Genomic DNA, 11,147 nt, shown 5'->3' with positions numbered 1-11,147 from the left:
ACAGGAAAACGATGCTGATAACGATTGAGAAGGTGCTGACACCGGAACAGGTGAAGATAGCGCGCGTGAAGCTCGCCACAGCACAATGGACGGATGGCCGAGTCACCGCTGGCTATCAGGCGCAGGAGGTCAAGCGCAACGCACAGATCCCCGAAGACTCCCCGGTAGCTAAAGAGCTTGGCGATTTGATTCTGGGCGCACTCGCACGTTCTCCACGCTTCATGTCGGCCGCACTTCCGCTGCGTGTCTTTCCGCCGATGTTCAATAGCTACGCCGGCGGCCAGACCTTCGGCACGCACGTCGACACAGCGATTCGCCAGCTGGCGACAACGGGGCAGAGAATCCGCACAGACCTGAGCGCTACGCTCTTTCTAACCGCACCGGAAGACTACGACGGCGGCGAACTGATCGTGGAGGACAGCTACGGCGAGAAGAGCGTGAAGCTGGCAGCCGGCGACATGGTTCTCTATCCTGCGACGAGCCTGCACCGCGTTGAGCCCGTGACGCGCGGCAACCGGATCAGCTCGTTCTTCTGGATCCAAAGTATGGTTCGCCAGGACGCGCACCGCACGCTGCTCTTTGATCTCGACGAGAGCATCCAGCGTCTTGCTCGTTCCGAGCAGGCATCAGCGCCAGACGTAAAGCAAACTTCAGTGCAGCTCACGGGCGTGTATCACAACCTGCTGCGTCAATGGGCGGAGATATAACGCGGGCGCGCATAAAAAGAGAGGGACGGCGCTGGGTTCGCCGCCCCTCAACATGGGTCAGGGAACTGGTTAGGGCATCAACACCGAGTCGATCACCTGGATGACGCCATTCGACTGATACACATTCGGTGTCGTGATCATCGCTGAGCCGCCCTTGTCGTCGGTGATCTTGATGTTGCCGCCATCCATCGTGAAGGCGAGCTCATCACCTTCGACGGTCTTCAGCTTCAACGTGCCTCCGCCGGCCTTGATCCCCTTCATTAACTTCGCCGTGCTGTAGGTGCCCGGCACAACGTGATAGGTGAGGACCTTGGTCAGCGTCGCCTTGTTCTCCGGCTGCACGAGGTTGTCGACCGTGCCCGCAGGCAGCTTTGCGAAGGCATCATCCGTCGGCGCAAAGACCGTGAATGGTCCGGGGCTGTTCAGTGTATCCACCAGGCCCGCTGCCTTTACCGCTGCAACGAGCGTCTTATGAATGGGCGAATTCACCGCATTTTGCACGATAGTCTTGTTGGGGTACATGGGCGCGCCACCCACGTCCGGATCCTTTTTGTCTGCTGCCGTGGCGCTGATACAGCCGATCGCGAGGCACACGGCCGCCGTAGATGCGAGCAAATTCCTGATGATCTTCTTCATGATTGATCCTTCATTCGAAAGTTGGGAATCCCGTTCTCGTGCGGCCGCAATCAAGAACGTCCATCTTCTCTACGTGCGCCATGCACAACCGGATTGCAGAAATTTCTTCAGCCGTGTGAACCCGCTGATGGTCCGGCGCGTTGACAAAGCCGCAGGAGGGCTCATCAACTGGTAGCTGAGAAACGAATGTTGCAGGCCAAAGTCAGCAGGCAAGAGCAGGAAGAGCGCTCCGCGCACCCGGACGACCGCTCCGCCGACCCGCGGCGCGCGAGCCCGGAGCATCGGCGCGGTCTGCTACTCATCGGCCTCTTCAAGCTCAGCAAAGCGATTCTGTCCGTCGCCCTGGGCGTGGGTGCGCTCAAGCTTCTCCATCACGACATCGCAAGCGTCATCCTGCACATCAGCGAGGTGCTGAAGATCGACCCCGAGAACCGCCTGGTCGGCGTTGTGATGAGCAAGGCCGACCTCATCGGTGCGCCGCAACTGAAGCACTTCAGTGTGCTGACCTTCACCTACGCCGGGCTGTGCCTGATTGAAGGCACGGGTCTCATGCTCGAAAAGCGGTGGGCGGAGTATTTCACGCTTACGCTCACCATCCTTGCGCTGCCCTGGGAATGCTTCGAGTTATATCGAGAGTTCACCATCCCGCGCATCACGCTGTTGGTGGTGAATCTGGCCGTGCTTGCATACCTTGTTTGGCTGCTCCGTAAGCAACTATGGCCGGAGCGATCCGCTCCCGCGTCCTGAAGTGCGACTTTCGCCTAAATTTCGCTATCCCAGCATGCCCCATTCGGGCAAGTGAGCATCTGGTAAAGACTCCACGATCCAAACACTACATCTAGTGGTGTTTTGAATTTGCCGCGCAATATGCCCGGTTTTCCACAAAACGCGAGGAAAACTGCGTCCTAACTCGCAATTTAGTTCTTTACACGGCGCACTGGAAACTGGAGGATGAGTGGAGTTGAGTGGTCAAAAGTAGAAAAAAGAGGGCAAGAAGAACGATTTCGACCTCCTCAAGTCTACTTTTCCCAGCTTCTGTACGGAGTACCAGTTGAGGTTCTGGCATGTTTCGGGGCAATCATCCAGCGCGGGTCGACGAGAAGGGCCGGTTAAAGGTCCCGTCGGAGTTCAAGGCCGCGTTGGAGGCCCAGGGCCGGGAGTGCTTCATCACCAGCCGGGACGGACAGCGGGCCGAGATTCACTCCATGAAGGACTGGGAGCAGATTGAAGAGTCGCTGGCCAAGCTGCCCGCCAGCGCCGCAAAGAGACGGTTTCTCGATGCGACGAATTACTACGGCCAGGCAGTACGGATGGACGACCAGGGGCGGCTGCTGATTCCGCAGCTGCTGCGCGAAGCGGCAAGCCTGGTCGGAGATGTCGCGGTGATGGGCATCGAGAAGAAGTTGGTTGTGGCGAACGATGCAAGGCTCAGGGCTCAGATCACCGAGAACCCGGCCACGGACGAAGACATCGAGTCGCTGGGAGTGGTTGGGTTGTAAGTTTCAGGCCCCTCAGGGGGCGCATGAGGCGGGAATAGATGGAAAGACCGCAGCATGTACCGGTTCTTTTAGAAGAGAGTCTCGAATTCCTCGCTGTGCATCCAGGCGGCGTCTACGCAGACGCGACGCTCGGGCTCGGCGGACACTCCGCGGAGATTGCGCGGAGGCTCGGAGCCAAGGGCAAGCTGATCGCCTTCGATCGCGACCCCGAAGCGATGGGCAAAGCGCAAGCGCGACTTGCGACGGTGGCCGAAGAGCTTGGTCCTGAAATGCCTACGGTTGAGTACATCAGCCGGCCGTTCTCAGAGATCGCGGAAGTGATCGCACCGGGCACGCTCGACGGTCTGCTTGCCGACTTCGGCGTCAGCAGCCTGCAGCTCGATGAGGCGCACAGAGGATTCAGTTTTCGGGCCGAAGGGCCGCTGGACATGCGGATGGATCCGCGCAGCCCCCTGACGGCCGAACAAGTGGTAAATCAGGCGGACGAAGAAGAGCTCGCCAACCTGATTTACGAATTCGGAGAGGAAAGGAGGTCGCGGAGAATCGCCAGAGCTATTGTGCGGGCGCGGCCGATATCGACAACAGCAGAGCTTGCTCGAGTCGTTTCGGCCGTCGCCCCGCCAATAAAGGCTGAGCGTGGCAGAAGCCCGATTCATCCGGCGACCCGAACCTTTCAGGCGCTCCGAATTCGAGTGAACGACGAATTGCAGGAGATCCAATCGCTGCTCAAAAGCGCGGGATCACTGCTCAAGCCGGGCGGAAGGCTGGTGTTGATCAGCTTTCACTCCCTGGAGGACCGGCTGGTGAAGGACGCGCTGCGAGACGGCGCAAAGGCAGGCCAGTATGAGCTGCTGACGAAGAAACCGGTCGTGGCAACGGAGGAAGAATCGCTCCGGAACCCGCGATCACGCAGTGCAAAACTCCGCGCTGCACAAAAAAATTGAGATCGGGCCGGGGTTGTCCTGCCGTGCTTTCAGGCGAAAGACAACCCGTAACAAACAGTCCCTTCCTCATCAGCAACCCCGGCCCGGGAAACTTTGCGGATGTGGAAAATGCGGTGGAATTGTAGTGCAAAAGTAACGTTACTCTGAAAGGAGGCGGGCGATGGCGACGATGGCAATAGCAGGTCAGGGGATGGAGCAGATGCAGGCGCGGCGCGCGCACGCGCGCACCGTCAGCATCTCTGAGCGCAATCGTGAGCTCTTTGAGGCGCAGCTCGCTCGTCGCCGCGGCCCCACTCCCGAGATGTTCTTCACCAAGCACCTCGACAACACCCGCCTGGTGAAGGCGGACGACCCCGAGCGTCACCGCGAGATGCGCACCTTCACCATGGTGATGACGCTGCTCTTCGCGCTCACGATGGTCTACGTGTGGCAGCACTTCTCCGCGATCGAGGTCGGTTACAAGGTCGAGGCGCAAAAACAGCAGGTTGAGCAGCTTCGCGAGCAGAACCGCCAGCTCCGTCTCTCTGAAGCGCAGCTCAGCGACCCCGGCCGCATCGATCAGATTGCCAAGCAGCTTGGACTCAATACGCCGCTCCCCGGACAGGTCGTTCGTCCGGATGGCTCGGGCGGTGTCACACCCGTTCTTGCACAGGCGCATAAGCCGATTTTCTCTGCAGTTCAATAACGTCGATTTAGCAAGTCACCCCTGGAGTTCGCTCCCACACAACAGGAACCCGACAGATGAAGTCCTCGCCACGTCAGACGATGACCGCGCCGATCCGGCGGGTACGTTTCGTCTACGTGGCGATGTTCTTCTGCTTCTGGGCCGCGGCGATCGGTCTGCGTCTCTTCTGGCTGCAGGTCATCCGTCACGGCGACTTCGTCAAGCGCGCCGTAATGCAGCAGCAGCGCACCTTTGAGGTCGCTCCCCGTCGCGGCGTTCTCTACGACCGCAACCTGCGCGAGCTCGCCATGACCGTGCTCGTCGACAGTATCTACGCGGTTCCCAGCGAGCTCGGCGAGAACCGTCCTGAGGACGCCGCGCTCCTCTCGAAGATCGTCCACACCGATCCGCTCGACCACTACACCACGGATCAGCAGATGCTCGCGCGCTTCAACGACTCGCGCAACTTCGCCTGGGTCGCGCGCAAGGTCACACCCGATGTCGCTGACCGCGTTCGCGAGCTCAACCTCAAGGGCGTCTACTTTCAGAAAGAGTTCAAGCGCTTCTACCCCGATGCCGACCTGGCCGCGCACGTCCTCGGCTACGTCGGTACTGACGACAACGGTCTCGGCGGTCTGGAGCGCGAGTTCGACGACGAACTGCACGGCGTCCCCGGCCACATGCTCACCGCGGTCGATGCGAAGCGCCACGTGATGGGCTCCGAAGAGAGCGAGCCGATGCCCGGCGAAAATCTGGTTCTCTCCATTGACGCCAATATCCAATACATGGCTGAGCGCGCGCTGGATGAGCAGGTGCAAAAACTCAAAGCGTTGCACGGCACCGTCGTCGTGCAGGACCCGCACACCGGCCAGATCCTCGCACTCGCTGTATCGCCCCGGTTCAATCCCAACGACTCGCGCCACATCGATCCGCAGGACCTGACCGATCTCGCCGTCAGCGACATCTACGAGCCCGGTTCGACCTTCAAGCTCGTCACCTACTCTGCCGCGCTCGACGGAGCGGGCGTGCAGCCCACTGACATGGTCGATTGCCAGGGCGGCCAGATGACGATGTACGGCCGCACCTTGCATGACGACAAGTCGGATCACCTGGGCGTCGTCACCGTCCGGCAGGCGCTCGAGCACTCCTCCGACGTTGGTGCCGCCAAGATGGCGCTCAGGCTCGGCCCCGACAAGTTTTACAAGTACATGCGCGCCTTCGGCTTCGGCGACCGCACGGGCATCGAACTGCCGAGTGAGACGCGCGGCCTGCTCCGTCCGCCGCGCAAGTGGGGATCGACCAGCATCCTCTCGCTCGCCATCGGCCAGGAGATCGGCGTGACTCCCATTCAGCTCGTAACCATGGTCTCGACCATCGCTGACGGCGGCGAATACATCCCACCTCACATCCTTCTTGCATCTACCGACGACACGAAAGGAAGCCAAAACTTGAAGGCGGAGCCCTTCCGTCCCGAGTTCCAGCTTCCCGCAAATCTTCCCGACGGCTCGCACCGCGTCATCTCGGAGATGACCTCCGCCAAGATGCGCGCGATGATGCAGGGCATCGTCATCGAGGGCACCGGCAAACTCGCCGCACTCAACGGCTACAGCTCCGCTGGCAAGACGGGCACTGCGGAAAAGATCGACCCTGCGACACACACCTACTCGCACACAAAGCTCGTCGCCAGCTTCGCCGGATTTGCTCCCGTCAGCGATCCCGCAATCGCAATCGCCGTCGTCATCGACACACCCACAGCAGGCGGTGAAGATATGCACTATGGCGGCGCGGCCAGCGCCCCGGTCTTCGCCGAGGTCGCGCAGCAGGTCCTCGAGTATCTGGGCGTGCCGCACGATCAGCCGCTCAAGACGAAACAGCAGATGCAGCAGTTAGCAGCGAATGTGCCACCGGACGACGTTCCTGATGAGAACGCCGATTTGACCGCGATGTTCGACGACATCAACAGCCTGCCCGCCGACGATCCGTTGCGCCAGCCCGCAACCGCAGCCGCGATGCAGCAGAACGAGATCGCGGACGAACGCGCAACTGCAGCGGCTGCTGAAAAAGCCGCGGACGCACCGCCTCCAAGGAAAGGCATTCTCGGGCTGCCGAATAAGGTTCTCTCTGCCTTTCACGCAAACGGCGATACCACGTCCGTGATGCCTGACGCGAACACGGCCAACAACCAGCCCCTCACTCTGCCGCACGTTGACCCTGCGGTTCAGCCACGAGGCAACGGCGCCGTTATCGTTGACGCGGGCAAGCGTGTCGCCGTGCCTGAATTCCGTGGCTCCGCATTGCGCTCGGTCGTGGAGAGCGCAACCGACCTCGGCCTACGCGTGGAAACACTCGGAAGCGGTGTTGCCCACGACCAGATGCCCACCGCCGGCACGATGGTTCCTCCCGGGACCGAGATCGTTGTGCGCTTCGCGCGTTGAGTTCGTCTTTATCTGAGGTGGGCAGGATGAGATGGAGCGACATCACCGCGGAACTGCATTCGAAGAAGGTCGCCGGACCTGCAGACATCGAAATCAGCGGTGTTCAGTACGACTCGCGCCGCGTCGGTCCGGGCGATGTCTTCGTCGCAATGCGCGGTGGATCAACCGATGGCAATCGCTTCGTCGCCACCGCTCTGCAGCAGGGCGCGGCAGCTCTAGTCACCGACTCCGCTGAAATCTTCGAGCAACTCCACACCTCGCATCCAGAACTCCCACTCGCGCTCGTCGAGCATGGCCGCCGCGCACTCGCCGAAGTCAGCGCCGCTGTCTTCGATCACCCCGAGGGCAAACTCAAGCTCAGCGCGGTCACCGGTACCAATGGAAAGACGACAACAACTTTTCTCCTCGAACAACTTCTCACAAGCGTTGGCCGCAAGAGCGTTCTCCTCGGCACCATCGAGACGCACATCGCCGGCGATGTCCGCCCCACCGAGCACACCACACCCGAGAGCCGCGACATCTACGCCACATTCGCCGAAGGCGTGCTCGCTGGCTGCACCGAAGCCGTGATGGAGATGAGCTCGCACGCACTCGAGCAGGAGCGCGTGTGGGGCCTTCCCGTCGACGTCGCCATCTACACCAACCTCACTCAGGACCATCTCGACTTCCACGGCACCATGGACGCCTACGCCCGCGCGAAAGCTAAACTCTTTGCTGGAGTCGGCGCTCCGCCGCCACGAGTAGCCGTCCTCAATGAGGACGACGCGTACGCCCCGCAGATGAAACAAGCATTCCGCGGCGCCGAGCTGATGACCTACAGCGTCGACACATCGCGCGGAACACATCGCGCCGCAAACTTGCAGCTCGCCGTCGGCAAAACTCGCTTCGACTTCGTCACGCCCAGCGGCACAATAGCAATCCAATCCCCGCTCAGCGGTCGCGTGAACGTCTACAACCTGCTTGCCGCCATGTGCGCGGCACTCGCTCGTGGTCTCACGCTTGAGCAAATCGCCCGCGCCACTCCCACGCTCAAGCAGGTCCCCGGCCGTTTCGAGGTCGTCTCCGGCTCCGAACGCATCGGCTTCAGCGTCGTCGTCGACTACGCCCACACCGACGATGCGCTGCGCAACCTCATCAGCCTCGCCCGCGAAAGCGTCGGCGCACACAGCGGCCGCGTCATCACGCTCTTCGGCTGCGGCGGCGACCGCGACCGCACCAAGCGCCCCAAGATGGGTCGCGCAGCCGCAGAGGCCAGCGACCTCGTCATCGTCACCAGCGACAACCCGCGCAGCGAGCAGCCCTCCGCCATCATCGACGAGATCCTCCCCGGTGTCCGCGCCACCGCCACGCCCTTCATCGTCGAGCCGGACCGCCACGCGGCGATCGAGCGCGCCATCCGCTCCGCTACGCCGGGCGACATCGTCCTTCTCGCCGGAAAGGGACATGAAAAGGTACAGGTCTTCGCTGACGGAGCGATTCCGTTCGATGATGTAGCCGAGGCCTCACGAGTCCTCCAACAACTCCGCGAGGTGCGCGCGTGAACCTGACCCTGGGACAGATTGCCGACTGGATTCACGCCGAGGGCGACTTCGACTCCACCCTCACTGCCGTCGGTTACTCCATCGACTCGCGCACCCTCAACGCCGGCGAGCTCTTCTTCGCCGTCCGCGGCGAGCGCATGGATGGACACGATTACGTCGAGGACGCGCTCGCGAACGGTGCCATCGCCGCAGTCGTCAGCATGCGGTGGCTCACGCCACCCAACATTGATCCCGCCAAACTCCTGCGCGTTCCTGACGAGGAATCGGACTGCGTTTTGCTCTCCATGCAGCGCCTCGCTCATCGCGTGCGCCGCGTCTGGGGAGGCCGCGTGATCGGCGTCACCGGCTCAGCCGGCAAGACCACGACAAAAGAGTGCGTCGCCGCCGTTCTCGCCAAAAAGTTTGAAGTCCTCAAGACCACCGGCAACCTCAACAACCACTTCGGCGTCCCGCTGCAACTACTCCGCCTTGAGCCGCACCATGAGGTCGCCGTGCTCGAAATGGGCATGAACCACGCGGGCGAACTCACCGCGCTTGCAAAGATCGCTGAGCCCGACTGGGCCGTCGTCTCCAATGTTGCGCCCGTGCATCTCGAGTTCTTTCCCGATGGCATCGCCGGCATCGCCCGCGCCAAGTACGAGCTCGTCGCCGCCCTCCCGCCCGAAGGCTATGCCATCCTCAACGCTGACGATGAGCGCGTTGCCGCCTTCGCCCGCGGTATGGGCGAGCGCGCGCTGCTCTACGGCACGGACTCGCGCTCCTACGTCCGCGCCGACGACATCCGCGACGCCGGCCTCGACGGCACGCGCTTCGCTCTCGTCGTCGAAGAGCTCCGCCGCGAGGTCCACCTCCGCCTCATCGGCCGTCACAACGTGCTCAACGCACTCGCCGCCATCAGCGTTGGCCTGCTCAGTGACATCGACATCGACACCTGCATCACCGCCGTCGAAGAGATGCGTCCCACCGAGAAGCGCGGCCGCGTGCTCGAATTCCACGGCGCCCGCCTCATCGACGACACCTATAACTCCAACCCGAAGGCGCTCGCGTCCATGGTCGAAGCTCTCCGCCAGACGCCTGCCTCGCGCCGCTTCGTCGTCGCCGGCGAGATGCTCGAGCTCGGCCCTGAAGGCGCCGCGCTGCATCGCACCGCGGGCGAGCAGATGGCCGGTCTCGACGGCGTCATCGGCGTGCGCGGACTCGCGTCGGAGATCGTCGAAGGCGCCCGTGCCAGCGGGGTGACCGCAGAGTTCGTGGAAAGCCCGGGCGAAGCCGGCGTCTGGCTGGAGCAGAACCTCCGCAAAGGCGACGTTGTTCTCCTCAAGGGCTCGCGCGGCGTGCATCTCGAACACGCCATCGAAGCCTTGCAGGAATAGCGCTTTCGCGCAGGGAGCGAGCTTGGTTCGCTGCGCGTCAAACCCCGGTTTTGCGCAGGCTCCCAGCGTAAGATATCGAAGAACCGCGATTTGTCGGACGGTCAGATCGAACGCGCGCGAGGCGGCTTTCGTTGCTCTATTGGCTGCTCTACCAAAAGCTCTTCCCATACTTCCGGTACTTCCGGATCTTTCGCTACGTCACGTTTCGCTGCGTGTTCGCGAGCCTGACCGCGCTGCTCATCGGCCTCCTTATCGGCCCGTTCGTCATTGACCGCCTCCGCCAGTTCCAGATCGGCCAGTACATCCGCGAAGAAGGTCCGCAGAGCCACCAGAAAAAAGGCGGCACGCCCACCATGGGCGGCGTGCTCATCTGCATCTCCATCCTCGTTCCCACGCTGCTCTGGAGCGATCTCTCCAACCCATTCGTCTGGCTCGTGATGTTCGCCACCATCGCCTTCGCCGCCATCGGCTTCGCCGACGATTACACAAAGGTCGCGAAGAAGCGCAATCTCGGCCTCACGTCGATTCAGAAGCTCCTGCTGCAATTCATCGTCAGCGGCACCATCGCGGTTGCGCTGATCGTTCTTCAAGGCCAGGGCTTCTACTCCACGCGGCTGATCGTTCCGTTCGTCAAGCACTTCCGCCCGAACCTGATGATCGACTCCTGGCTGCGCGTTCCGCACCTGTGGGGCTTGGCGTTCATCCCATTCGTCATCTTCGTGATGCTCGTCATCACCTTCTCGAGCAACGCCGTCAACCTCACCGACGGGCTCGACGGCCTCGCTATCGGCTGCACCATCATCGCCGCCGGCGCGCTCACCGTGCTCACCTACGTCAGCGGCCACGTCGTCTTTGCGGACTACCTCGAACTCCAGCGCATGCCCGCCGTCAGCGAGCTCACCGTCTTCTGCGGCGCAATGGTCGGCGCCAGCATCGGCTTCCTCTGGTACAACGCGCACCCGGCCGAGGTCTTCATGGGCGACGTCGGCTCACTCGCGCTGGGCGGCGCGATTGCCACGGTCGCGGTCTGCATCAAGCAGGAGCTCCTGTTGCCCTTCATCGGCGGCGTCTTCATCATGGAGGCCCTCAGTGTCATGCTGCAGGTCGGCAGCTACAAGCTGCGCGGCGGCAAGCGCATCTTCCGCATGGCCCCGCTGCACCATCACTTCGAGCTCGGCGGCTGGTCGGAGTCCAAAGTGATCGCGCGCTTCTGGATCATGGCGCTCGTCTTTGCCCTGTTTGCACTCACGACGCTGAAGCTGCGATAAACGAGAGGCAGCTTCAAGAACAATATGGAACTCAAGAACAAGCGTGTACTCGTAGTTGGCCTCGGCAAGAGCGGCATCGC

At 62.0% G+C, this 11,147-nt stretch carries 10 protein-coding genes; 9 read left to right on the top strand and 1 reads right to left on the bottom strand.

Annotated features, from left to right (window positions below; genetic code table 11):
- The first annotated feature begins 11 nt into the window (after window positions 1–11).
- On the top strand, window positions 12–707 hold the full coding sequence (locus tag VGU25_11190; GenBank protein ID HEV2577763.1) for a Fe2+-dependent dioxygenase: 696 nt from the start codon (window positions 12–14) through the stop codon (window positions 705–707).
- Window positions 708–776: 69 nt separating this feature from the next.
- Here VGU25_11190 and VGU25_11185 read toward each other — a convergent pair whose 3' ends face one another.
- The gene (locus tag VGU25_11185; protein HEV2577762.1) at window positions 777–1,343 is read right to left on the bottom strand and encodes a fasciclin domain-containing protein; all 567 of its coding nucleotides are present in this window, start codon (window positions 1,341–1,343) and stop codon (window positions 777–779) included.
- Window positions 1,344–1,529: 186 nt separating this feature from the next.
- Here VGU25_11185 and VGU25_11180 point away from each other — a divergent pair, with 186 nt between their 5' ends.
- From VGU25_11180 to mraY, 8 genes are all read left to right on the top strand, one after another.
- Entirely contained in the window at window positions 1,530–2,090 is a 561-nt protein-coding gene (locus VGU25_11180) for a DUF2127 domain-containing protein (GenBank protein ID HEV2577761.1), read from the top strand.
- A 317-nt stretch (window positions 2,091–2,407) separates the two neighbouring features.
- On the top strand, window positions 2,408–2,842 hold the full coding sequence (locus tag VGU25_11175; protein HEV2577760.1) for a division/cell wall cluster transcriptional repressor MraZ: 435 nt from the start codon (window positions 2,408–2,410) through the stop codon (window positions 2,840–2,842).
- 38 nt (window positions 2,843–2,880) lie between these two features.
- The gene (gene rsmH / locus VGU25_11170; protein ID HEV2577759.1) at window positions 2,881–3,786 is read left to right on the top strand and encodes a 16S rRNA (cytosine(1402)-N(4))-methyltransferase RsmH; all 906 of its coding nucleotides are present in this window, start codon (window positions 2,881–2,883) and stop codon (window positions 3,784–3,786) included.
- Between the two features lie 160 nt (window positions 3,787–3,946).
- On the top strand, window positions 3,947–4,471 hold the full coding sequence (locus tag VGU25_11165; GenBank protein ID HEV2577758.1) for a cell division protein FtsL: 525 nt from the start codon (window positions 3,947–3,949) through the stop codon (window positions 4,469–4,471).
- A gap of 56 nt (window positions 4,472–4,527) precedes the next feature.
- Complete coding sequence (locus VGU25_11160; GenBank protein HEV2577757.1) at window positions 4,528–6,885, top strand: penicillin-binding protein; 2,358 nt, start codon at window positions 4,528–4,530, stop codon at window positions 6,883–6,885.
- 26 nt (window positions 6,886–6,911) lie between these two features.
- Window positions 6,912–8,426, top strand: coding sequence for a UDP-N-acetylmuramoyl-L-alanyl-D-glutamate--2,6-diaminopimelate ligase (locus tag VGU25_11155; GenBank protein HEV2577756.1), 1,515 nt, complete (start codon window positions 6,912–6,914; stop codon window positions 8,424–8,426).
- Window positions 8,423–9,799 carry a UDP-N-acetylmuramoyl-tripeptide--D-alanyl-D-alanine ligase gene (murF, locus tag VGU25_11150; protein HEV2577755.1) on the top strand — a complete coding sequence of 459 codons (1,377 nt, stop codon included), beginning with the start codon at window positions 8,423–8,425 and terminating at the stop codon, window positions 9,797–9,799. Before VGU25_11155 ends, murF begins: the two co-directional genes overlap by 4 nt.
- A 131-nt stretch (window positions 9,800–9,930) precedes the next feature.
- Window positions 9,931–11,067, top strand: a complete 1,137-nt coding sequence (gene mraY, locus VGU25_11145; GenBank protein HEV2577754.1) for a phospho-N-acetylmuramoyl-pentapeptide-transferase — start codon at window positions 9,931–9,933, stop codon at window positions 11,065–11,067.
- Window positions 11,068–11,147: the final 80 nt, after the last annotated feature.

It is taken from the genome of Acidobacteriaceae bacterium (assembly GCA_035944135.1).
GTDB lineage: Bacteria > Acidobacteriota > Terriglobia > Terriglobales > Acidobacteriaceae > Granulicella.
Note: the sequence above shows the minus strand (reverse complement) of the source record. Positions and strands in the feature narration are given on the sequence as shown.

Excerpts from the sequence above, each read along its gene's own strand:
- VGU25_11190 (HEV2577763.1), top strand. The coding sequence starts at position 12 with ATGCTGATAACGATTGAGAAGGTGCTGACACCGGAACAGGTGAAGATA.
- VGU25_11185 (HEV2577762.1), bottom strand. The coding sequence starts at position 1,343 with ATGAAGAAGATCATCAGGAATTTGCTCGCATCTACGGCGGCCGTGTGC.
- VGU25_11180 (HEV2577761.1), top strand. The coding sequence starts at position 1,530 with ATGTTGCAGGCCAAAGTCAGCAGGCAAGAGCAGGAAGAGCGCTCCGCG.
- VGU25_11175 (HEV2577760.1), top strand. The coding sequence starts at position 2,408 with ATGTTTCGGGGCAATCATCCAGCGCGGGTCGACGAGAAGGGCCGGTTA.
- rsmH (HEV2577759.1), top strand. The coding sequence starts at position 2,881 with ATGGAAAGACCGCAGCATGTACCGGTTCTTTTAGAAGAGAGTCTCGAA.
- VGU25_11165 (HEV2577758.1), top strand. The coding sequence starts at position 3,947 with ATGGCGACGATGGCAATAGCAGGTCAGGGGATGGAGCAGATGCAGGCG.
- VGU25_11160 (HEV2577757.1), top strand. The coding sequence starts at position 4,528 with ATGAAGTCCTCGCCACGTCAGACGATGACCGCGCCGATCCGGCGGGTA.
- VGU25_11155 (HEV2577756.1), top strand. The coding sequence starts at position 6,912 with ATGAGATGGAGCGACATCACCGCGGAACTGCATTCGAAGAAGGTCGCC.